A 21,357-nucleotide genomic window follows, 5' to 3' on the forward strand; every position below is an offset into this window, starting at 1 on the left:
GCGCTGACCCGCTCAGCGCAGCTCGAATGCCCCGAGGTCGGGGCGGCCCACCATGACCCGTCGCGCGAGCCCCGCCGGGTGGACGTACTCCCAGAGGGGCCGCCAGCGCCGCGGCACCAGCACGCCGCGGTCGACGGCGGGGGAGGAGGCCAGCAGCCGGAAGTCGTCGGCGCCGGGGTCGACGAAGCCGCCGGTGCCCACGCGGCGGCTGGCGCGCGCGGTCGCCGACGCACCCGACGTCAGCCCGCCCGGGCCCACGAGCAGGTTGTCGAGCAGGATCGCGCGGCTGCCGGCGACGAGTGCGACGTAGGTGCCGGAGCTGCGGCGGTTGACGAAGGTGTTGTGGACGACCCGGAGCGTGTGGGACGGCTGGGTCAGGCCCTCGGCGCCGTAGGAGACGAGCGTCGAGTTCTCCGAGCGCGGACCCTGGATGACCACGTTGCCGGCGACGAGGGCGAGTCCGCCGTCGGGCAGGTCGATCGAGTAGCTCGCGGTGCCGTCGGCGTCGTCGATCCGGTTGCCGACGATCGTGGTGCGCGCCGCGCGCGACTTCAGCTCGTGACCGACGTCGGCTCCCCACAGCCAGCTGCCGGTGACGGTCAGCGAGCGGACGGCCCCGACGTAGAGGTTGTGGGTGTAGCCGTCGCCCGCGCCGTTGCGGAAGAAGCGCGAGCGCCGCACCACGACGTCGCTGTCGGGGTCGGCGCCGGCGAGGATGCCGTTCTCGTTGTCGTGGAACCAGCTGCGGGTGACCGTGAGGTCGGTGCCCTCGGCCCGGATGCCGGCGCCGTTGCCGTCGGGCACCGAGGCGCCACTGAGCTCGATGCGGTCGATGCGCGTGCGGTCGCCCACCACGACCCAGATCGCCTTGCCCTGGGCGTCCCGGCCGTCGGCCCGCAGGTGCGCGCGACCACCCACGCCTCGGATGGTCAGGTCGTCCTGCGTCCAGGTGGCGACGTCGCCGGAGTAGGTGCCGGCGTCGATGAGCACGGTGTCGCCGTCACCCGCGACGGCGGCCGCCGCGCTGGGGGTCGTCAGCGCGCGACCCGGACCGACCCGCCACGTGCGCGGCGCGTCGTCGTACGCCGCCGAGGCGGGCACGGCCGTGAGCAGGCCGGCGGCCAGGACGAGCGCGAGCGGTGCCGCGGTGCGCACCTCAGGCCCCGAAGGCGGTGCCCCGCAGGTCGGCCTTGATCGCGTCGAGGCGGCCGGCCGCGGAGATCCGGGCGGCGTCGACGTCCTCGTCCCCGACAGGGATGACCACCTCGAGGTAGCACTTCACCTTGGGCTCGGTGCCGCTCGGGCGCACGATGACGCGCGCGCCCTCGGCGAGGGTGTAGCGCAGGCCGTCGGTGGGCGGCAGCTGTGCCGAGCCCTCGGAGAGGTCCTCGACCCGCTCCACCGCGAGGCCGCCCAGCACCGTCGGCGGGGTGGCGCGCAGCCGCTCCATGGTGGCCGCGATGTGCGACAGGTCGTCGAAGCGCACCGAGAGCTGGTCGGTGGCGTGCAGGCCGTGGGTGCGGGCGATGTCGTCGAGGATGTCGGGCAGCCCGCGCCCGGCGGCCTTGGCCTCGGCGGCGAGCTCGCAGACCAGGAGCAGGGCCGAGACGCCGTCCTTGTCACGGACGTGCTCAGGGTCGCAGCAGTAGCCGAGCGCCTCCTCGTAGCCGAAGGCCAGGCCCTCGACGCGGCCGATCCACTTGAATCCGGTCAGCGTCTCCTCGTGCGGCTGGCCGGCGGCCGCGGCCATCTTGCCGAGCAGGCTCGAGGACACGATGGAGTTAGCGAAGGTGCCGGTGCGACCGCGCGCCAGCAGGTGGTGCGCCAGCAGGGCACCCACCTCGTCGCCGCGCAGCATCCGCCAGCCGTGGGCGTCGGGCACCGCGACGGCGCAGCGGTCGGCGTCGGGGTCGTTGGCGACGACCAGGTCAGCCTTCTGCTGGGCGGCGAGAGCCATGGCGAGGTCCATCGCGCCCGGCTCCTCGGGGTTGGGGAAGGAGACCGTGGGGAAGTCGGGGTCGGGGTGCTCCTGGAGCTCCACGACGTGGGGGGCCTCGAAGCCGGCGGTCTCCAGCACCTGCGCGACCGTGGTGCCCCCGACGCCGTGCAGCGGGGTGTAGACGACCGTCAGGTCGCGCGGGCCGTCCTCGGCGAGGCCGGCGACGGTGTCGAGGTAGCGGTCGATGATCTCCTCGCTGACCAGCCGGCCTGCGTCCCCGCGGGGGAGGTCGGCCAACGGACCGACGGCCTCGATGCGTGCGGCGATCTCGCTGTCGGCCGGCGGCACGATCTGGCTGCCGTCGCCGAGGTAGACCTTGTAGCCGTTGTCCTGCGGCGGGTTGTGGCTGGCGGTGACCATCACGCCGGCCGCGCAGCCGAGCTCGCGGATCGCGAAGGCGAGCAGGGGTGTCGGCAGCGTGCGCGGCATGACGAGGGCCTTGAGCCCGGCGCCGGTCATGATCTCGGCGGTGTCGCGGGCGAAGACGTCGGAGTTGTGCCGGGCGTCGAAGCCGATCACGACCGACCCGCCCTTGTGGCCGGTGTCGAGGAGGTACGCCGCCAGCCCGGCCGCCGCGCGGGTCACCACGACGCGGTTCATCCGGTTGGGGCCGGCGCCGAGCGCGCCGCGCAGCCCGGCGGTGCCGAACTCGAGGGTGCCGGCGAAGCGGTCGGCCAGGTCGGACTCCTCGCCGCGCTCCGCGGCCGCGACGAGGGCCTCCAGCTCGGTGCGGGTCTGCTCGTCGGGGTCCTCGGCGGCCCAGGCGCGCGCCTGCTCCAGCAAGGGGGTCAGATCGGTCATGGGCGCACGCTATCCCGGCGCGCTGTCGGCGGGCGCTGGCAGGATCTGCCCATGATCGATCACCTCGGCATCAACTGCGACGACCTGCCCCGGGCGGCTGCGTTCTACGACCGGGTCCTCGGTGTGCTCGGCCACCGGCGGGTCATGGACGTGGAGGTGGCCATCGGCTACGGCACCGACGGCCCCGACTTCTGGATCAGCACCTTCGAGGGCGTGGGGCCCAACCGCGAGGTGCACGTGGCGTTCTCCGCCCCCGACGCGGCGACGGTGCGGGCCTGGCACGCCGAGGCGGTGGCCGCGGGGGCCGAGTCGTTGCACGAGCCGCGGCTGTGGCCGGAGTACCACCCGGCCTACTTCGCCGCCTTCGTGCGCGACACCGAGGGCAACAACATCGAGGCGGTCTGCCACACCGGCGACTAGCCTCACCCCGTGCACGCCACCGTCCTGTCAGTGAACCTCGGTGGCGCGGAGCCGGTGCCGGGGATGAAGCGCCCGAGCGGCATCCGCAAGCGGCCGGTCGACCGCATCGAGGTGCGCGACCCCGGGCCCAAGCGCGGCGGCCTCGGCAGCGGGGTGGTGGGGGACGCGATCGTGAGCCGCAAGCACCACGGCGGCGAGACGCAGGCGGTGTACGCCGTCGCCCGCGAGGAGCTCGACCACTGGGGCCGCGAGCTCGGCCGCGACCTCCCCGACGGGATGTTCGGGGAGAACCTCACCACCAGCGGGCTCGACGTCGACGCAGCCGAGGTGGGGGAGCAGTGGCGGGTCGGGCTGACCCTGCTCGAGGTGTGCGGGCCGCGGGTGCCGTGCGCGACCTTCGCGCTGCACATGGCCGAGCCGCGGTGGGTGCGCCGCTTCGCCGACCACGGGCGGACCGGGGCCTACCTCGCCGTCCGCGAGGCCGGGGTCATCGAGCGCGACGACCCGATCGAGGTGGTGCACCGGCCCGGGCACGGGCTGACGGTGCCGATGTTCTTCCGGGCCGCCATGGGCGACCGTGAGCTGGCCGCGGTGTTCCTCGACGCGCGGGTGCTGCCCGAGGCCGAGCACGACTGGCTGGCCTCGCGCCAGTGACGACGCCCGGCGGTGAGTGAGGCGGGTCCGCCGTTCGCAGAACCCGCCTCACGTACCGCTCGTGCAAGCCCGCTCAGGAGAGCGCAGCGACCGCCGCGTCGTAGTCGGGCTCGGTGCCGATGGTCTCGGTGAGCTGGGTGTGGAGCACGGTGCGGTCGGTGTCGAGCACGACCACCGCGCGGGCGAGCATGCCCTGCCAGCCGCCGTCGGCCATCGCGACCCCGTAGTCCTGGCCGAAGGAGGAGCGGAACGCCGAGGCGACCTCGACGTCCTCGATCCCCTCCGCGCCGCAGAAGCGGGCCTGCGCGAGCGGGAGGTCGACCGACACGTTGACGACCGCGGTGTTGTCGAGGCCTGCCGCGAGCTCGTTGAACTTGCGCACGCTCGCCTGGCACACGCCGGTGTCGATGCTGGGGAAGATGTTGAGCACGACGCGCTTGCCTGCGGCATCGGCATCGGTGACCGGCTGGAACTTCAGTCCCACCAGGTCCCAGCCGGGTGCCTGCGAGCCGACCGCGGGGAGCTCGCCCACGGTGCTGACGGTGTTGTCGCCGAGTTGAGTGGTTGCCATGGCGCCCAACCTAGCGGCCCGCCCCGAGCGCCGGCGCGACCCGTCTCGCGAGGAGGCGGCCCCTAGAGTGCGGACATGGCTCCTGCGAACCGCACCGCGGTGATCGTCGACACGCTGCGTGACGCCTTCGCGCCCCTCATGCGCGCCGACCCGGTCGCGTTCCGCGCCAAGTACCGCAAGATGGCGCGTGACCCGCACGCGTTCTACCGCGGCACGGCCTGCCTGTTCTTCCACGACGTCACCGGCGAGTCCGACGACTGGGCGGCCCACGGTGCCGAGCGGATCTGGATCCACGGCGACCTGCACGTGGAGAACTTCGGCACCTACCTCAACTCCGACGGCCGCCTCGTCTTCGACATCAACGACTTCGACGAGGCCTACGTCGGACGCTTCACGTGGGACCTCCAGCGCTTCGCCGCGAGCCTGGCGCTGGTGGGGTGGCAGAAGGCGCTGCCCGAGGACGCCATCCGCAAGCTCATCTCCCGCTACGCCCGGTCCTACCTCGCGCAGGTCAACCACTACGTCGCCTCCGACTCCGACGACGACTTCGAGATCAGGCTCGACAAGGCCGACGGGCCCGTGCTGACGGCGCTGGTCGAGGCCCGGCAGATGCGCCGCGCCGACCTGCTCGACGGCATGACCCACATGCAGGCGGGGCGACGCCGCTTCACCGAGGACGGCAGCACCCGCCGGCTGAAGAAGGACGAGCGCGCCACGGTCGTGGCCGCCTTCCGCGCCTACCTCGACACGATCCCGGACTCCAAGCGCTTCGACCGCGACCTGTTCTACGAGCTGCGCGACGTGGTGGGCAAGTCGGGATTCGGGATCGGCAGCGCCGGGCTGCCGGCGTACAACGTGCTGGTCGAGGGCTACAGCCAGGCGCTCGACAACGACGTGGTGCTCAGCATGAAGCAGGCCAACGTGCCGGCGCTGAGCCGCTTCGTCGACACCAGCGAGGTCGACGCCTACTTCGAGCACGAGGGGCACCGCACCGTGGTCAGCCAGCGGGCGCTGCAGGTGCACACCGACCCGCTGCTCGGCCACACGAGCATCGACGGCGTCGGCTACGTCGTCTCGGAGGTGTCGCCCTACGAGGTCGACCTCGACTGGAGCGAGATCAACGAGCCCGACGACATGCGCTCGGTGGTGGACCTCCTCGGTCGCGCCACGGCGAAGATCCACTGCGCCTCCGACGAGGACAGCCAGCAGGACCTCGTCGACTTCGACGTCGAGGCGGCGATCGCCGCCTCGGTCGATGGTCGTCGCAACGAGTTCGTCACGTGGCTGGGCGACTGGGGCATCGCCTACGCCGAGCGGGTCCGGCAGGACCACGCGCTCTTCGTCGACGCCTTCCGCGAGGGCCAGGTGGGTATCGCCGCGACCTGACCCTCGCCGAGGGCAGGGCTCAGACGTCGATGTGGGCCATGTTGCCGTAGCGGTCGCCGACGACGGCGTCGCGCGGCACGGCCTGCTCGAGCGCGGACAGGTCGTCGGCGCTGAGGTCGACGTCGGTGGCGCCGACGTTCTCCTCGAGGTACTTCACGCGCTTGGTGCCGGGGATCGGCACGACGTCCTCGCCCTGAGCGAGCACCCACGCCAGGGCCAGCTGGCCCGGCGTGCAGCCCTTGCCCGCGGCGATCTCGCGCACCTGCTCGACGAGCGCGAGGTTGGCGTCGAGGGCCTCCCCCTGGAAGCGCGGGAAGTACTCGGAGCGGCGGCGGTCCTGCTCGCCGTCGGCCCCGGTGTCCGCCGAGATCGCGCCGGTCAGCAGGCCGCGACCGAGCGGGGAGTAGGGCACCAGCCCGATGCCGAGCTCGCGCAGCGTGGGCAGGATCTCGTCCTCGAGGTCGCGGGTGAAGAGCGAGTACTCCGTCTGCAGCGCGGTGATGGGGTGCACCGCGTGGGCCTTGCGGATGTTGGCCGCCGACGCCTCCGAGAGCCCGAGGTGGCGGACCTTGCCGGCCTCGACGAGCTCGGCCATGGCGCCCACGGTCTCCTCGATGGGCACGGACTTGTCGACGCGGTGCTGGTAGTAGAGGTCGATGTGGTCGACGCCGAGTCGCTGCAGCGAGGCGTCGCAGGCCGAGCGGACGTAGTCGGGACGGCCGTTGATGCCGACCATGGTGCCGTCGGGCAGGCGCTCGTTGCCGAACTTGGTGGCGAGCTGCACCTCGTCGCGCCGCCCGGCGATGGCCCGGCCGACGAGCTGCTCGTTGGTGAAGGGGCCGTACATGTCGGCGGTGTCGAGGAAGGTGACCCCGAGGTCGAGGGCCCGGTGGATGGTGTCGGTGCCGCCCTGCTCGTCGGGGGTGCCGTAGAACTCCGACATCCCCATGCAGCCGAGGCCGAGGGAGGAGACGGTCAGGGCGGAGGTGGTGCCGATCTGTCGCTTCTGGATGCTCATGGCACCCACCCTTCGCCTTGCAGTGCGCTCGAAGTCAAGCCCGCGGCGGGTCGGATCACCGGATCAGGCCGATGGCGCGACCTTGTGCTCGTAGAGAGCGATCTTGTGGTCGATCGCGCGCAGGTGCGAGCTCACCTCGGCCAGCTGGCGCTCGACCACCTCGCGGTGCGCGAGCAGCAGGTCCAGGCGCTCGGCCTCGTTGCCGTCGCCGTCGCGCACCAGCGCGGCATAGCGGCGTACGTCGCGGATGGGCATGCCGGTGGCGCGGAGACGGGTCACCATCTGGATCCAGCGCAGGTCGTCGTCGGTGTAGCGCCGGTGGCCCGAGGGGGCGCGCTCGACCGAGTGCAGCAGCAGGCCGTCGCGCTCGTAGTAGCGCAGCGTGTGGGCGGTGAGCCCGGTCTGCTCGGCGGCCTCGGCGATGCTCAGGCTGGTCACCCGTCCAGTCTCCGACCTGGAGTGCGCTCCAAGTCAAGCGCCGGGACCGTCGGGGTCAGCCCAGCGCAGGACGGTGCAGCCGTGCGGTCGCGTAGGGGCCGCCGACGAACTCCGCCTCGGCCTCGTCGTCCGGGCCCGCCGCGATCCGCTCGGCATACGCCTCGGCGTCGTCCTGCGGCTCGTAGCCCAGCCGGCGGCCAGGCTCGAGGTCCCACCAGGCGCGGGTGTTGGCACTGACGCCGTAGAGCACGGCGTAGCCCGGCGCCGGCGCGGTGAGCGCGGCCTCGACCATCCGCACGCCGTCGGCGGGGGAGAGCCAGGTCGACAGGCCCCGCACGCTCGTCGGCTCCTCGAGGAACGACCCGATGCGGCACGCGACGGCGTCGGTGCCGTGGCGCTCGGCGAACAGCCGCATCAACGCCTCCGCGGCCACCTTGGCGACGCCGTAGTAGGTGTCGGGGCGCGGTGGCACGTGCTCGCCCAGCTCGCCGTCGGCGCGCGGGGTGCGCCCGACCGCGTGGTTGGACGAGGCGTAGACCAGGCGCGGCACGTCGTGCGCGACCATCGCGTCGAGGAGCGCCGCCGTGGTGATGACGTGCGAGGTCAGCTCGTCGGGGAGCGCGGCCTCCTCCGGCGTGCCGGCGAGGTGCACGACCGCGTCGAGGCGCTCCTCGGCGAAGACCGCGGCGACCGCGTCGGCGTCGGTGCAGTCGGCCTCGTGCCACGCGAACGGCGAGCCGTCGACGGGAGGCACCAGGTCGAGGCAGACCACCTCGTGGCCGAGCCGGTCGAGGCCGACGGTGATGGCGCGGCCCAGGCTGCCCGCGGCGCCGGTGACGAGCACGCGCATCGCCGACGACCTCAGATCTTCGCGACGACCTGGCTGAGCAGGCCGCCCATCCGGCTGGCCGCGGCCTTGCCGGCCTCGAGGACCTCCTCGTGGTTGAGCGGCTCGCCGCTCAGCCCGGCGGCGAGGTTGGTGACCAGGCTGATGCCGAGGATCTCCATGCCCGCCTCGCGTGCCGCGATCGCCTCGAGCGTGGTGCTCATGCCGACCAGGTGGCCGCCCATGACGCCGGCCATCCGGACCTCGGCGGGGGTCTCGTAGTGCGGGCCGGGGAACTGGACGTAGACGCCCTCGTCGAGGCTCGAGTCGATCTCCTGGCACATCGCACGCAGGCGCGGGCTGTAGAGGTCGGTCAGGTCGACGAAGTTGGCGCCGACGATCGGGCTGGTCCCGGTGAGGTTGATGTGGTCGCTGATCAGCACCGGCTGGCCGGGCTTCCAGCCGGGCTTGAGGCCGCCGCACCCGTTGGTGAGCACGATCGCGGAGCAGCCGGCGGCTGCCGCCGTACGGATCGGGTGGACGACCGCGGCGACGCCCTTGCCCTCGTAGAAGTGGGTGCGGGAGAGGAAGACCAGCAGGTTGCGATCACCACTCCTGATGGAGCGGATCTTGCCGCTGTGGCCCGCGACGGCCGCGGCGCTGAAGCCCGGCAGGTCGGTGGTGTCGATCTCGGCGGTCGCCTCGCCCAGCGCGTCGACCGCCGGCAGCCAGCCGGAACCGAGGACGAGGGCGATGTCGTGGCGCTCGACGCCGGTCAGCTCGGCGAGGCGCTCGGCGGCCGAGCCGGCGAGCTCGTAGGGGGTGGGGGCGGGTGCGGCGTGGGTCACGGCGCGAACTCTAGACGAGCGGGGACGTGCCTCAGAGCCCGGTCGAGCGGCACGCGCGGCGGCGCAGCGCGGCGACGTAGTCCTCCGGTGCCCCCGCCGCGTCGGCGGCGTCGGCGAGCACGCCGAGGTAGGACGCCGAGGGCAGGCCGCCCTCGTAGGCGTCGAGGACGTAGGCCCACACCACGACCTCACCGTTCATCGTGGAGACCCGCACCTTGGTCTTGCGGTAGAGCCCGGTGTCGGCGGCCTCCCAGCCGTCGAGGGCGCGCTCGTCCTCGGGCGTGACGTCGTAGACGGCGACGAAGACCTGCTCGAAGGGGTCCTGGACGATCGTGGAGAGAGCGCCGTCCCAGCCGTGCTCCTCGCCGCCGAAGGTCAGCCGCCAGCCCGTGAGCCAGCCGGTGGACTGCAGGATCGAGTGCGGGCAGCGCTCGCCCATCCGGGCGGGATCGAGGTTCGTCCCGTAGGCGGCGTAGAGCGTCACGGGCCACACGATATCCAGCCCCGACCTCGGGTGGGCGGGCGCCGAGGCGGACAACTAGGCTGGACCCGTGACCGACACCCACTTCGACACCCTCGTCCTCGGCGCCGGCCCCGGTGGCTACGTCGCCGCGATCCGCGCAGCCCAGCTCGGCCAGAAGGTGGCCGTGGTGGAGGAGAAGTACTGGGGAGGTGTCTGCCTCAACGTCGGGTGCATCCCGTCGAAGGCCCTGCTCAAGAACGCCGAGCTCGCGCACACCCTCCAGCACGAGAAGGCCAAGTTCGGCATCGAGGGCGATGCCACGATGGCCTTCGGTCCGACGCACAAGCGCAGCCGCGACGTCAGCGCCGGCATCGTCAAGGGCGTCCACTTCCTGATGAAGAAGAACAAGATCACCGAGATCGACGGTTGGGGCACGCTCACCAGCGCGACCGGGATCGACGTCGAGAAGGACGGCCAGAAGGCCTCCTACACCTTCGACAACCTCATCATCGCGGCCGGTGCGACCGTGCGGCTCGTGCCGGGCGTCGAGCTGAGCGACAACGTCGTCACCTACGAGGAGCAGATCCTCACCGACCAGCTCCCCGAGTCGATCATCATCGGCGGCTCGGGTGCGATCGGCGTGGAGTTCGCCTACGTCATGGCCAACTTCGGCGTCGACGTGACGATCGTGGAGTTCCTCGACCGGATGGTCCCCACCGAGGACGCCGACATCTCCAAGGAGCTCGCCAAGCACTACAAGAAGCTCGGCGTGAAGGTGATGACCTCGACCGCGGTGAAGAAGGTCGAGGACACCGGCTCCGGCGTCAAGGTGACCGTGGCCCCCGCCGCCGGTGGCGACGAGCAAGTGCTCGAGGCCGGCAAGTTCCTCGCGGCCTTCGGGTTCGCCCCCCGCACGAAGGGCTACGGCCTCGAGAACACCGGCGTCACTGTCACCGATCGCGGCGCGATCGAGATCGACGACTTCGGTCGCACCAACGTCGACAACGTGTACGCCATCGGCGACTGCACCGGGAAGATGATGCTCGCCCACGTCGCCGAGGCAATGGGCATCGTGGCCGCCGAGACGATCAACGGCGCCGAGACCATGCCGGTCGCCTTCGACTTCGTCCCCCGCGCGACCTACTGCAACCCGCAGATCGCCTCGTTCGGCTACAGCGAGGCGCAGGCGAAGGAGAAGGGCTACGACGTCAGGACCGCGTCGTTCCCCTTCAGCGCCAACGGCAAGGCCATGGGCCTCGGTGAGCCGATCGGCTTCGTCAAGGTCGTCGCCGACGCCGAGCACAACGAGATCATCGGCGCCCACATGATCGGGCCCAACGTCACCGAGCTGCTCCCGGTGCTGACCATGGCCCAGCAGTGGGACCTCACCGCCGACGAGGTCGCCCGCAACGTCTTCGCGCACCCGACCCTGGGTGAGGCCGTCAAGGAGGCCGTCCACGGCATCGCCGGCCACATGATCAACTTCTGATGGTCGACCACATCGTCATCATCGGCGGTGGCCCCGGTGGCTACGAGGCGGCGCACGTCGCCGCGCAGCTCGGGGCCGAGGTCACCGTCGTCGACACCGACGGCGTGGGCGGGTCCGCGGTCCTCACCGACTGCGTGCCGAGCAAGACGCTCATCGCGACCGCCGAGCTGATGACCGACATGGGAGGCGCCCAGGAGCTGGGGGTCAACTTCCACGACCACCAGGGTGACGCCGCGACGACCATCTCGGTCGACCTGGCCCGGGTCAACGCCCGCGTCAAGCAGCTCGCGGCCGACCAGTCGAGCGACATCGCGGCCCGCCTCGACCGCGACGGCGTACGTGTCCTCACCGGTCGCGGTCGCCTCGGGCCGGACATGACGGTGTCGGTGACGACGGCCGACGGCGAGGAGACGCTGCAGGCCGACGCGATCATCGTCGCGACCGGCGCCGCGCCGCGCACGCTGCCCAGCGCGCAGCCCGACGGCGAGCGGATCCTCACCTGGGAGCAGGTCTACGACCTGACCGAGGTGCCGGAGAAGCTGATCGTGGTGGGCTCGGGCGTCACCGGCGCCGAGTTCGCCAGCGCCTACCTCTCCCTCGGCATCGACGTGACCCTGGTCAGCAGCCGCGACCGGGTGCTGCCCGGTGAGGACGCCGACGCCTCCAAGGTGCTCGAGGACGTGCTGACCCGCCGCGGCATGCACGTGCTCGGCCAGTCGCGGATGCAGTCGGTGACCCGCGAGGGCGACACCGTCACCGTGACCCTCACCGACGGGCGCACCGTGTCGGGCAGCCACTGCATCCTGGCGCTCGGGTCGGTGCCCAACACCGCCGACCTCGGCCTCGAGGAGGCCGGCGTGGCGACCGACGACGGCGGCTTCATCGCCGTGGACCGCGTGTCGCGGACCTCGGCCCGCGGCATCTACGCCGCTGGCGACTGCACCGGTGTGCTCATGCTCGCCTCGGTCGCGGCCATGCAGGGCCGCATCGCGATGTGGCACTTCCTCGGTGACGCCGTCGCCCCGCTCGACCTGAAGAAGGTCTCCTCCAACGTCTTCACCTCGCCCGAGATCGCGACGGTGGGGTGGTCGCAGCAGGCCGTCGACGCCGGCGAGATCACCGCCGAGGTCGTCATGCTGCCCCTGGCCGGCAACGCGCGCGCCAAGATGCAGGGCGTGCGCGACGGCTTCGTGAAGCTGTTCTGCCGCCCCGGCACCGGCATCGTGGTCGGCGGAGTGGTGGTGGGGCCGCGCGCGTCCGAGCTGATCCACCCGGTGTCGATCGCGGTGGCGGAGTCGCTCACCGCCGACCAGCTGGCGCAGGCCTTCACCGTCTACCCGTCGATGAGCGGGTCGATCGCCGAGGCCGCCCGCCGCCTGCACCGGGTCTGACGCCGGCACCCGGCCCGACGCCCGCCCGCACCCGGGCCTCGGGTCCGGGGCCCGGCTGGCAGGCCGGGCACCACCACGACCAGCGGTTGGCGGCGTCGCCGGCGATCTCCTCGACGGTGCTCACCGGGCCTCCGCACCGGCGGCAGCCGCGGCGCTGGCGACCCACGACCCAGTGGTCGTCGCCCTTGGCCGACGACCCCGTGGTCACCTGGTAGGCGCCCTCGACGGTGGCCGAGTGACGCAGCATCGTCGCGGCGCGGTCCACCAGGCGCTCGACGTCGACGTCGCCCACCGCGGTCCACGGGCTGACGCCGGTGAGGAAGGCCAGCTCGTTGGCCCACAGGTTGCCCAGGCCGGCCATCCGCCGCTGGTCGAGCAGCGCGCTCACCAGCGGGGTCGCCGGGTCGGCGCCGAGGCGGCGTACGGCCTCGGCGGCGTCCCAGTCGTCGCGCAGCGGGTCGGGGCCGAGGTGGCCCACGAGGTCGTGCTCGCGGGCGGTGGGCACCAGGTCGAGGTCGTGCAGCCGGATGCCGTGGACGGCGCGGTCGTCGTCGAGGGTGAGGACCAGCCGCACGTGCGGCTGGACCCGGCCCGGCAGCCGCTTCCCTGGTGCGAGCGTCGACCACGAGCCGTCCATCTTGAGGTGGCTGTGGAGGGTCGCCGCAGGGGAGTCGGCGGTCGCCGAGAGCCGGGTCAGCAGGTGCTTGCCGTGGGTGTCGTGGCCGAGCACCGTGCGACCGGACACGTCACGCGTGGCCAGCCTCGGCGTGCGGAAGTCGGAGCGCACGACCGTGTGGCCGGCGAGCTGGCGGTCCAGCCGGCGGGCGAGCTTCCAGACGCTGTCTCCCTCGGGCACCCGCCCAGTGTCACAGGCGGGTGCGACAGCCCGACCGCAGCGGGTCAGGTCAGGTCGGGGGTTGGTGGTGTTGGCCCCGCCGAAGCCCTGGGTGAGGTAGACCTGCGCGAGGTTCTGCTGTCCGTGCACGCCGTGCGACGAGCCCCGCGCGAGCTGGGTGCCGGCGTCGACGGCGCCGCGGACGCCCGCGGAGAGGTGCCACGGCACCCAGCGGTCGCCGACCCGGACGAGCCGTTCGAGCGGTGCCTCGCCGGCTGCGAGGCGCCGGGCGTCCGCGGCGCACACCGCGACCGAGCGGGCAGCACCGCCGGGTGGGGTCCACTGCACGTCCTGCATCGAGGGGCCGTGGCGTGGGTCGAAGAAGCACGGCTCGCGGCGCTCGGGCAACGGCTCGCCGTCGCGGACGGCGAGCACGGCGGCACGGTGGTAGCGCGCGTCGGCGACCACCTGCTCGACGGCGATGACGTCCTCGACGCTGCGGCTGGTCGACATCAGGTGCTTGGCCTGGTCGTAGTGCTCCAGCGCGCGGCGGTAGTGGTCGCGGGCCACCGGGTCCAGGTCGTCGGCCAGGGTGTCGACGTGCAGGTCTCGGAGCTGCTCCCCGAGCACAGTGACGTCCTCGTCCATCACCCGTCGAGCGGCGCGCCAGCGGTCCAGCGCGGCCAGCTCCTCCTCACGGCGTCGCCGCCGTCCCCCGAACATGGTCCGGAGTCTGCCACGTGCCGAGGGGCCGGGTCTGTGCACTCGCCTGCGGAGGTTCACGCACCGCCTGTAGTCTCGGGGACTCTGTTCGTCGTCTCCCCGGGGAGAGCCCACCCATGGTCCGTCCACGCCTCGTGCGCCTGCTGCTCGCCGTCCTGGCGGGGGTGCTCGTGCTGTCCGCGCTGCCTGCGCAGGCGGCCGACCCCAGCGGTCGGCGCCAGGCCGAGACGTGGCCGACGCCGGGCGGCACCGCGATCACGGTCACCGGGCACGGCTACGGGCACGGCCACGGGCTGTCGCAGTACGGCGCCCACGGTGCGGCCGGGCAGGGGCTGACGTGGCAGCAGATCATCGAGTTCTACTACCCCGGCACGACGTGGGGTGCGGTCACCGGCAAGGTCCGCGTGCTCATCACCGCGGACACCGGGCGCGACGTCCAGGTCGTCGCCCGCGACGGTCTCCGCGTCGGCAGCCTGCGCCGCGCGCGCACCTGGCGCGTCCCTGCGCTCGCTGCCCGGAAGTGGCGCCTGGTCGCCAGCGGTGACGACACCCTGGTGCAGCGGACCACCGGCGGGCGCTGGCGCACGTGGAAGCGGATCCGCGGCGAGGCCGAGTTCTCCTCGACCGCAGGCCCGCTCACGCTGGTGCTGCCGGGCGCGCGCCACGACTACCGCGGGACGCTGCAGTCGGTGTCGTCGCGCCAGGGCAGGCGCCAGACGGTCAACAAGGTCGGCATGGAGGCCTACCTGCGCGGCGTCGTGCCGCAGGAGGTGCCCGCCTTGTGGGAGCCGGCTGCGGTGAGTGCACAGTCGGTCGCGGCCCGCACCTACGCCGCGTTCGAGCGCTCGCACCCGGCCGCGGGCCACTACGACCTCTGCGACACCAGCCAGTGCCAGGTCTACGGCGGCGCCGACGTCGAGCACCCGGCCGCCACCGCTGCCATCCGGGCCACGGCCGGGCAGGGCCTCTACTTCGACGGCCGACCCGCGTTCACCCAGTTCTCCGCGAGCAACGGCGGGTTCTCCTCGGCCGGGTCCATGCCCTACCTCGTCGCCCAGGCCGACCCCTACGACGCGCTGGCCAACCCGAAGTACTCCACCTGGACCGCGACGATCGACGACACGATGGTCGAGCGGCAGTGGCCCCAGATCGGCGACCTCACGTCCATCGAGGTGAGCGCACGCGACGGCAACGGCGACTGGGGCGGCCGGGTCAACGACATGGCGTTCGTCGGCACCGCCGGCACCGCGCGGGTCGACGGCGACACCGTGCGCAGCGCCTTCGGCCTCTACTCCGACTGGTTCACCTTCGCCGTGGCTCCGCGGCAGACCGGGCCGGCCCGCCAGTGAACGCTCGACGACTGGCCGCGCTCCTGGCCCTGCTCGTGCTCGCCGCCACCGGCTGCGAGTCGAGCGCGGGGTCGGGCGACGAGGCCGTGCCGGACCTCCTCGACACCGAGACCACCTCCGACATCGACTACGTCGCCCTGGGCGACTCGTTCTCGGCCGGCCCCTTCATCGGCACCATGCGCACCGATCCCGAGGGGTGCGCCCGCTCCCGCGACAACTACCCGGCGTTCCTCGCCGACTGGCTCGACGTGGCCAGCTACACCGACGTCACCTGCTCGGCCGCGACGACCGCGGACCTCTACGGCACGATGACGATGATCAACGGCGAGCCCACGGGGCCGCAGCTCGACGCGGTCGGAGCCGACACCGACCTGGTGACCCTCGGCATGGGCGGCAACGACTTCGGCATCTACGACTCGCTCATCCACTGCCAGGACGGCCGCGGGCTGGACTGCCCGGTCGCCGACCTGCGCGCCGACGCCCGCAAGGTGGCCGGCCGCATCGAGCAGGCGGTGCGTCGCATCGGCAAGGTCGCGCCGGACGCATCGGTCTACGTCGTCGGCTATCCCGACATCCTGCCCGCCGAGCGCACGTGCGCCGCGGTGGGCGTGTCCGCCGACGTGCTCGCCCCGGTCGCCGAGGTGGCCCGAGCCCTCAACGCCTCGCTGCGCCGCGGCGCGACCGCGGCAGGGGCGACGTACGTCGACATGGCGGCGGTCTCAGACGGGCACGACGTGTGCGCCAAGGGCCGTGCGTGGATCAACGGCCCGAGGTTCCGCGCGGGCATCGCGGCGCCCTTCCACCCCAAGATCAACGGCATGCGCGCGACAGCCGCCGAGGTCTACTCGAGCATCACCGGCGAGGAGCCTGACGTCACCGAGTACGCCGAGCCCGACCCCGACGTGATCGTGCTCAACGAGGACTGATCACCAGCACCAGGTCGCCGCCCTCGACGGCCTGCGTGGCGCGCACCGCGAGCCGCTGCACCGTGCCGCCGACCGGCGCGGTGATGGAGGCCTCCATCTTCATCGCCTCGATGGTCGCCACGGTCTGACCGGCCTCGACGGTGTCGCCCTCGGCGACGGTCACCGTCACCGCTCCGTCGTAGGGCGCGGCCACGTGCCCGGGGGTGCCGGGCTCGGCCTTCTCCGCCGAGGCGACGTCGGCGGACACGCTGCGGTCGCGCACCGAGACCGGGCGCAGCTGGCCGTCGATGGTGGCCATCACGTTGCGGAAGCCGCGCTCGTCGGGCTCGCTGATCGCCTCGAGGCCGAAGAGCATCTCGCGCCCCTCACGCACCTGGACGCGGTGCTCCTCGCCACGGCGCAGGCCGTAGAGGTAGTCGATCGTCGACACCGCCGACAGGTCGCCGTACTTCTCGCGCGACTCGCGGAAGGCCTTCGTCGGGGCGGGGAAGAGCAGCTCGTTGAGCGTGGCGCGCCGGTCGGTGCCGAGGCTGGCTTGCTGCTCGGGGGTGAGGGTCTCGTTGGGCTGCTTCCACGTGCGCCCGGCCAGGGCCTTGGTGCGGAACGGCTCGGGCCACCCGCCGGGCGGGTCGCCGAGCTCGCCGCTGAGGAAGCCGATCACCGAGTCGGGGACGTCGTAGGACGCCGGGTCGGCCTCGAACTCGGCCGGGTCGGCACCCGCGGCGACCAGCGCGAGGGCCAGGTCGCCGACGACCTTCGACGACGGGGTCACCTTCACGACGTTGCCGAGGATGTCGTTGGCCGCGGCGTACATGTCCTCGACCTGCTCGAACTTCTCGCCCAGGCCGAGCGCGATCGCCTGCTGGCGCAGGTTGGAGAGCTGGCCGCCGGGGATCTCGTGGCGGTAGACCCGACCGGTCGGCGCGGGCAGGCCGGACTCGAAGGGGGCGTAGACGCGGCGCGTGGCCTCCCAGTAGGGCTCCATCGCGTTGACGGCGGCGAGCGACAGCCCCGTCTCGCGCGCGGAGTGGTCGGTGGCCGAGACCAGCGCCGACAGCGCGGGCTGGGAGGTGGTGCCCGCCATCGCGGCGCAGGCCGCGTCGACCGCGTCCACGCCGGCCTCGATCGCGGCGGTGAGGGTGGCCAGCTGGCCGCCGGGGGTGTCGTGCGTGTGCAGGTGCACCGGCAGGTCGAAGCGCTCACGCAGCGCCGTCACGAGGGTGCGGGCGGCGGGCGCGCGCAGCAGCCCGGCCATGTCCTTGATGGCGAGCACGTGCGCCCCGGCGTCGACGATCTCCTCGGCGAGGCGGAGGTAGTAGTCGAGGGTGTAGAGCCGCTCGCCGGGCGACGACAAGTCGCCGGTGTAGCAGAGCGCGACCTCGGCGACCGAGGTCCCCGTCGCGCGCACCGCGTCGATGGCGGGCCGCATCTGGGAGACGTCGTTGAGGGCGTCGAAGATGCGGAAGACGTCGATGCCGGTCTCCGCGGCCTCCTGGACGAACGCCTCGGTCACCTCGGTCGGGTACGGCGTGTAGCCGACGGTGTTGCGCCCGCGCAGCAGCATCTGGAGGCCGATGTTGGGCACCGCCTCGCGCAGCGCCGCCAGCCGCTCCCAGGGGTCCTCGGAGAGGAAGCGCAGCGCGACGTCGTACGTCGCCCCGCCCCAGCACTCCAACGACCAGAGCTGCGGGGTGGTGCGGGCGACGTGGTCGGCGACGGCGAGGAGGTCGCGGGTGCGCACGCGGGTGGCGAGCAGCGACTGGTGGGCGTCGCGGAAGGTGGTGTCGGTGACCGCGACCCGGTCCTGGGCACGCAGGCGGCGGGCGAACTCCTCGGGCCCGATCTCGCGCAGCAGCTGCCGGGTGCCGTCGGGCACGGGGCCGGAGCGGTCGAGGTCGGGGAGCTTGCTGGCCGGGGTGACCGTGACCGGGGCAGCGCCGTGCGGCTGGTTGACCGTCACGTCGGCGAGGTAGGCGAGCAGCTTGGTCGCGCGGTCGCGGCCGACCTGGGCGGTCAGCAGCTGCGGGTGGTCCTCGATGAACGAGGTGGTGACGCCGCCGGCGGCGAAGTCGGGGTCGGCGAGCACTGCTTGGAGGAAGCCGACGTTGGTGGAGACACCGCGGATGCGGAACTCGAGCAGCGCGCGCCGTGCCTTCTGCACCGCAGCCTCGAAGGTGCGGCCGCGACACGTGAGCTTGGCCAGCATCGAGTCGAAGTGCGGGCTGATCTCGGCACCGGTGTAGGTGGTGCCGCCGTCGAGGCGTACGCCGGGACCGCCGGGGGAGCGGTAGGTCGTGATCTTGCCGGTGTCGGGGCGGAAGCCGTTGGCGGGGTCCTCGGTGGTGATGCGGCACTGGAGCGCGAAGCCGCGCGGCTCCACCGAGTCCTGGGTGAGGCCGAGGTCGGCCAGCGTGGCGCCGCCGGCGATGAGCATCTGCGACTGCACGAGGTCGACGGCGGTGACCTCCTCGGTCACGGTGTGCTCGACCTGGATGCGGGGGTTCATCTCGATGAAGACGTAGTTGCCGGACGGGTCGAGGAGGAACTCCACGGTGCCGGCGTTCTTGTAGCCGATCTCGCGGGCGAAGCGCACCGCGTCGGCGCACATGCGGTCGCGGATCGCGGGGTCGAGGTTGGGCGCCGGGGCGATCTCGACGACCTTCTGGTGGCGGCGCTGCACCGAGCAGTCGCGCTCGTAGAGGTGGATGACCCCGCCGTCGGAGCCGGTGCCGTCGGAGAGGACCTGCACCTCGATGTGGCGGGGATCGACCACGGCCTGCTCGATGAAGACCGTCGGGTCGCCGAAGGCGCCGTCGGCCTCGCGCATGCAGGCCTCGATCGCCTCGCGCAGGTCGGCACGGTCGTCGACGCGCCGCATGCCGCGACCACCGCCGCCGGCGACGGCCTTGACGAAGAGCGGCGCCTCGATCGACTCCGCCGCGGCCAGGAGCTCGTCGACGTCGGTCGACGGCGGCACGGACTCGAGCACCGGGACCCCGGCCGCCTTCGCCGCCGCGATGGCGCGGGCCTTGTTGCCGGTGAGAGTGAGCACCTCGGCGCTGGGGCCGATGAAGGTGATGCCGGCCTCGGCGCAGGCCTCGGCGAGCGCGGGGTTCTCCGACAGGAAGCCGTAGCCGGGGTAGACCGCGTCGGCGCCGCACCGCACGGCGACCTCGACGATCGCCTCGGGGTCGAGGTAGGCCCGCACGGGGTGCCCGACCTCGCCGATCTGGTAGGCCTCCTCGGCCTTCATCCGGTGCTCGGACCAGCGGTCCTCGTGGGGGAAGACGGCCACCGTGCGCGCGCCGATCTCACGCGCGGCACGGAGTGCCCGGACTGCGATCTCGCCACGGTTGGCGACGAGCACCTTGGAGAACATGCGCCGAACGCTATCGAGTGGCGGGTGTGAGCCGGGTTACTCGTCCGTACGCCGGTCAAGCCGCCAGCTGCTCCTGCGTGCGCCACCAGGCGACGGTGGCGGCGAGCCCGTCGGCCAGCGGGGTGGGGGAGAGGTCGAGGCGCTGCTCGCTGATGGTGGAGTCGAGCACGAACGGGCGGTCGAACATGTAGCCGGTCTCGGCCAGCTCGCGCATCTCGCGCGACAGCAGCCCGCTCGCGCGCAGGACCCCGACCGGGATCGACGCCACCTTCGGCACCGCGACGCCACCCGCCTCGGCGACCATCTCCACGAGCCGACGCTGGGTGAGGGGTGCGGCGGTGGGTGCGTGGAGGAAGGAGTTCCACAGGTCCTCGCGGGCTGCCGCGGCGATCATCGCCGCGGCGAGGTCGGGGACGAAGGTGAAGGAGTGCGGCTGGTCGAGGCTGCCCAGGACCCGCATCGTGCGACCGGCGAGCACGGTCGGCACCAGCCGCTCGCCGGCGTGCGCGTTGCGCACGACGGGACCGTAGAAGTCCGACGCGGCGACGCTGACGGTCGGCGTCTCCGAGGCCTCGCGCTGCGCCAGGAGCTCGGTGCGCACCCCGAGCTTGCCGGTGGTGGCCGTGCGCGGGGTGTCCTCGGTGATCGGTCCGTCGACCCGCCCGTAGGAGTAGAGGCTCTCGGGGAAGACGACGACGGCGCCTGCGCGCCCCGCTGCCTCGAGCACGGCACGCTCAGCGGCCGGCAGCTCCGCGCGCCAGACGCGGGAGTCGTACGCCGACCCGTGGATGCAGTGGTGCACCGCGACGGCACCCTCGAGGGCGTCGGTCATCGCGTCGGGCTGCGAGACGTCGACCTTCCGGCGGTCGATGCGCGGGTGGTCGGGACCGCTGCCCGAGCGGGTCAGGAGGCGCACGTGGTGGCCGGCGTCGGCGAGCTGCTGGGCGACGGTCGAGCCGACAGGGCCGGCTCCGGTGACGACGTGGACGTGGTGGTTCATGGCGATCTCCTCGAAAGAGAGAGCGGTGCTCTCGTTGCGTCCATCATGACCCCTCCCCGAGAAAAAAGCAAGAGCGGTGCTCTCTTCCGTCACACCTGCTCGCGGATGTGCCACACTGGACGGATGGGCGACCCTCCCTCCCCGCGTGCCCGGGCGCGTGAGCAGACGATGCGCGACATCGTGCGCATCGGCCGCGAGCACCTCGCGACCGACGGTGCCGCCGCGCTCTCGCTGCGCGCCGTCGCACGCGACCTCGGCGTCGTCTCCTCGGCCGTCTACCGCTACGTCGCCAGCCGCGACGAGCTCCTGACGCTCCTGGTCGTCGACGGCTACGACGAGCTCGGTGACGCCGTGGACGCCGCACTGGCCCCGGTCGAGCGGGACGACTTCCGGGGTCGCCTGGACGCGATCGGTCGCGCGGTCCGCGCGTGGGCGCTCGCGGAGCCGGCGACGTACGCCCTGCTCTTCGGCAGCCCGGTGCCGGGCTACGAGGCGCCGGCCGAGCAGACGACCGGCCCCGGCACGCGGGTGGTCGTCCGTCTGGTGGAGGTCTGGGAGGACGCCTGGCGCGCCGGCGCGGTGACGGTGGGCGAGGCTGCCGTCGCGCCGCGGCGCCTCTCGCGTGACCTGGCCCGGATCCGTCGGCAGATGGGCATCACCGCCCCCGACGCCCTCATCGCGCGCGGCCTCTTCGCGTGGGCGGCACTCTTCGGGTGCGTGGGCTTCGAGGTGTTCGGGCAGTACGGGCCCGACACGTTCACCTCCGCCGGCGACCTGTTCGAGCACCACCTCGCCGCCCTGTCGGAGGCGGTCGGGCTGGCGTAGCGCCCCGTGCCGGGGA

General features: G+C 72.8%; 19 protein-coding genes. 8 read left to right on the forward strand and 11 right to left on the reverse strand.

Annotation, left to right across the window (positions count from 1 at the left end; all coding sequences use genetic code 11):
- Positions 1–12 precede the first annotated feature (12 nt).
- Both ASG76_RS16355 and ASG76_RS16360 read right to left on the reverse strand, forming a co-directional pair.
- The gene (locus ASG76_RS16355) at positions 13–1,155 is read right to left on the reverse strand and encodes a right-handed parallel beta-helix repeat-containing protein (RefSeq protein WP_056605797.1); all 1,143 of its coding nucleotides are present in this window, start codon (positions 1,153–1,155) and stop codon (positions 13–15) included.
- Between the two features lies 1 nt (position 1,156).
- Entirely contained in the window at positions 1,157–2,800 is a 1,644-nt protein-coding gene (locus ASG76_RS16360) for a phospho-sugar mutase (RefSeq protein ID WP_056605798.1), read from the reverse strand.
- 51 nt (positions 2,801–2,851) lie between these two features.
- Between ASG76_RS16360 and ASG76_RS16365 the strand changes: the two genes are divergently transcribed.
- Positions 2,852–3,220 carry a VOC family protein gene (locus ASG76_RS16365; protein ID WP_056605800.1) on the forward strand — a complete coding sequence of 123 codons (369 nt, stop codon included), beginning with the start codon at positions 2,852–2,854 and terminating at the stop codon, positions 3,218–3,220.
- A gap of 9 nt (positions 3,221–3,229) precedes the next feature.
- Positions 3,230–3,874: an MOSC domain-containing protein gene (locus ASG76_RS16370; protein WP_200948220.1), complete on the forward strand. Its 645-nt coding sequence runs from the start codon at positions 3,230–3,232 to the stop codon at positions 3,872–3,874.
- A gap of 73 nt (positions 3,875–3,947) precedes the next feature.
- On the opposite strand, the gene tpx is transcribed toward ASG76_RS16370, so the two are convergent.
- The gene (gene tpx / locus ASG76_RS16375; RefSeq protein ID WP_056605808.1) at positions 3,948–4,445 is read right to left on the reverse strand and encodes a thiol peroxidase; all 498 of its coding nucleotides are present in this window, start codon (positions 4,443–4,445) and stop codon (positions 3,948–3,950) included.
- Between the two features lie 75 nt (positions 4,446–4,520).
- Here tpx and ASG76_RS16380 point away from each other — a divergent pair, with 75 nt between their 5' ends.
- Positions 4,521–5,831, forward strand: coding sequence for a DUF2252 domain-containing protein (locus tag ASG76_RS16380; RefSeq protein ID WP_056605811.1), 1,311 nt, complete (start codon positions 4,521–4,523; stop codon positions 5,829–5,831).
- Positions 5,832–5,850: 19 nt separating this feature from the next.
- On the opposite strand, the gene ASG76_RS16385 is transcribed toward ASG76_RS16380, so the two are convergent.
- From ASG76_RS16385 to ASG76_RS16405, 5 genes are all read right to left on the reverse strand, one after another.
- Positions 5,851–6,849 carry an aldo/keto reductase gene (locus ASG76_RS16385; protein WP_056605815.1) on the reverse strand — a complete coding sequence of 333 codons (999 nt, stop codon included), beginning with the start codon at positions 6,847–6,849 and terminating at the stop codon, positions 5,851–5,853.
- A gap of 63 nt (positions 6,850–6,912) precedes the next feature.
- A complete protein-coding gene (locus ASG76_RS19445) occupies positions 6,913–7,287 on the reverse strand; it encodes a MerR family transcriptional regulator (RefSeq protein ID WP_056605821.1) in 375 nt (124 codons plus the stop codon).
- A 55-nt stretch (positions 7,288–7,342) separates the two neighbouring features.
- Positions 7,343–8,137: an NAD-dependent epimerase/dehydratase family protein gene (locus tag ASG76_RS16395; protein ID WP_056605824.1), complete on the reverse strand. Its 795-nt coding sequence runs from the start codon at positions 8,135–8,137 to the stop codon at positions 7,343–7,345.
- 11 nt (positions 8,138–8,148) lie between these two features.
- Entirely contained in the window at positions 8,149–8,961 is an 813-nt protein-coding gene (locus ASG76_RS16400; RefSeq protein WP_056605825.1) for a purine-nucleoside phosphorylase, read from the reverse strand.
- 31 nt (positions 8,962–8,992) lie between these two features.
- Positions 8,993–9,445: a gamma-glutamylcyclotransferase gene (locus ASG76_RS16405; protein ID WP_056606161.1), complete on the reverse strand. Its 453-nt coding sequence runs from the start codon at positions 9,443–9,445 to the stop codon at positions 8,993–8,995.
- A gap of 67 nt (positions 9,446–9,512) precedes the next feature.
- On the opposite strand from ASG76_RS16405, the gene lpdA reads away from it, so the two are divergent.
- Together lpdA and ASG76_RS16415 are read left to right on the forward strand one after the other, a co-directional pair.
- Positions 9,513–10,913: a dihydrolipoyl dehydrogenase gene (lpdA, locus tag ASG76_RS16410; protein WP_056605827.1), complete on the forward strand. Its 1,401-nt coding sequence runs from the start codon at positions 9,513–9,515 to the stop codon at positions 10,911–10,913.
- Positions 10,913–12,304 carry an NAD(P)H-quinone dehydrogenase gene (locus tag ASG76_RS16415; protein WP_056605829.1) on the forward strand — a complete coding sequence of 464 codons (1,392 nt, stop codon included), beginning with the start codon at positions 10,913–10,915 and terminating at the stop codon, positions 12,302–12,304. Before lpdA ends, ASG76_RS16415 begins: the two co-directional genes overlap by 1 nt.
- Here ASG76_RS16415 and ASG76_RS19665 read toward each other — a convergent pair.
- Positions 12,240–13,862 carry a DNA-formamidopyrimidine glycosylase family protein gene (locus ASG76_RS19665; protein ID WP_235529679.1) on the reverse strand — a complete coding sequence of 541 codons (1,623 nt, stop codon included), beginning with the start codon at positions 13,860–13,862 and terminating at the stop codon, positions 12,240–12,242. The two genes, ASG76_RS16415 and ASG76_RS19665, sit on opposite strands and share 65 nt — an antisense overlap.
- Positions 13,863–13,978: 116 nt before the next feature.
- Here ASG76_RS19665 and ASG76_RS16425 point away from each other — a divergent pair, with 116 nt between their 5' ends.
- Both ASG76_RS16425 and ASG76_RS16430 read left to right on the forward strand, forming a co-directional pair.
- Positions 13,979–15,211, forward strand: a complete 1,233-nt coding sequence (locus ASG76_RS16425; RefSeq protein WP_056605833.1) for a SpoIID/LytB domain-containing protein — start codon at positions 13,979–13,981, stop codon at positions 15,209–15,211.
- Complete coding sequence (locus ASG76_RS16430; protein WP_056605840.1) at positions 15,208–16,137, forward strand: SGNH/GDSL hydrolase family protein; 930 nt, start codon at positions 15,208–15,210, stop codon at positions 16,135–16,137. The genes ASG76_RS16425 and ASG76_RS16430 overlap by 4 nt, the downstream gene beginning before the upstream one ends.
- Here the strand turns inward: ASG76_RS16430 and ASG76_RS16435 are convergent.
- Positions 16,124–19,516, reverse strand: coding sequence for a pyruvate carboxylase (locus ASG76_RS16435; RefSeq protein WP_056605844.1), 3,393 nt, complete (start codon positions 19,514–19,516; stop codon positions 16,124–16,126). The two genes, ASG76_RS16430 and ASG76_RS16435, sit on opposite strands and share 14 nt — an antisense overlap.
- 55 nt (positions 19,517–19,571) lie before the next feature.
- Entirely contained in the window at positions 19,572–20,516 is a 945-nt protein-coding gene (locus ASG76_RS16440) for an NAD-dependent epimerase/dehydratase family protein (protein WP_056605846.1), read from the reverse strand.
- A gap of 123 nt (positions 20,517–20,639) precedes the next feature.
- On the opposite strand from ASG76_RS16440, the gene ASG76_RS16445 reads away from it, so the two are divergent.
- The gene (locus ASG76_RS16445) at positions 20,640–21,341 is read left to right on the forward strand and encodes a TetR/AcrR family transcriptional regulator (protein ID WP_056605848.1); all 702 of its coding nucleotides are present in this window, start codon (positions 20,640–20,642) and stop codon (positions 21,339–21,341) included.
- Positions 21,342–21,357 lie beyond the last annotated feature (16 nt).

The organism is Nocardioides sp. Soil774 (assembly GCF_001428125.1).
Taxonomy (GTDB): domain Bacteria; phylum Actinomycetota; class Actinomycetes; order Propionibacteriales; family Nocardioidaceae; genus Nocardioides.

Excerpts from the sequence above, each read along its gene's own strand:
- ASG76_RS16360 (WP_056605798.1), bottom strand. The coding sequence starts at position 2,800 with ATGACCGATCTGACCCCCTTGCTGGAGCAGGCGCGCGCCTGGGCCGCC.
- ASG76_RS16395 (WP_056605824.1), bottom strand. The coding sequence starts at position 8,137 with ATGCGCGTGCTCGTCACCGGCGCCGCGGGCAGCCTGGGCCGCGCCATC.
- ASG76_RS16440 (WP_056605846.1), bottom strand. The coding sequence starts at position 20,516 with ATGAACCACCACGTCCACGTCGTCACCGGAGCCGGCCCTGTCGGCTCG.
- ASG76_RS16435 (WP_056605844.1), bottom strand. The coding sequence starts at position 19,516 with ATGTTCTCCAAGGTGCTCGTCGCCAACCGTGGCGAGATCGCAGTCCGG.
- ASG76_RS16380 (WP_056605811.1), top strand. The coding sequence starts at position 4,521 with ATGGCTCCTGCGAACCGCACCGCGGTGATCGTCGACACGCTGCGTGAC.
- ASG76_RS16425 (WP_056605833.1), top strand. The coding sequence starts at position 13,979 with ATGGTCCGTCCACGCCTCGTGCGCCTGCTGCTCGCCGTCCTGGCGGGG.
- ASG76_RS16415 (WP_056605829.1), top strand. The coding sequence starts at position 10,913 with ATGGTCGACCACATCGTCATCATCGGCGGTGGCCCCGGTGGCTACGAG.
- ASG76_RS16385 (WP_056605815.1), bottom strand. The coding sequence starts at position 6,849 with ATGAGCATCCAGAAGCGACAGATCGGCACCACCTCCGCCCTGACCGTC.
- tpx (WP_056605808.1), bottom strand. The coding sequence starts at position 4,445 with ATGGCAACCACTCAACTCGGCGACAACACCGTCAGCACCGTGGGCGAG.
- ASG76_RS19665 (WP_235529679.1), bottom strand. The coding sequence starts at position 13,862 with ATGTTCGGGGGACGGCGGCGACGCCGTGAGGAGGAGCTGGCCGCGCTG.
- ASG76_RS16445 (WP_056605848.1), top strand. The coding sequence starts at position 20,640 with ATGGGCGACCCTCCCTCCCCGCGTGCCCGGGCGCGTGAGCAGACGATG.
- ASG76_RS16365 (WP_056605800.1), top strand. The coding sequence starts at position 2,852 with ATGATCGATCACCTCGGCATCAACTGCGACGACCTGCCCCGGGCGGCT.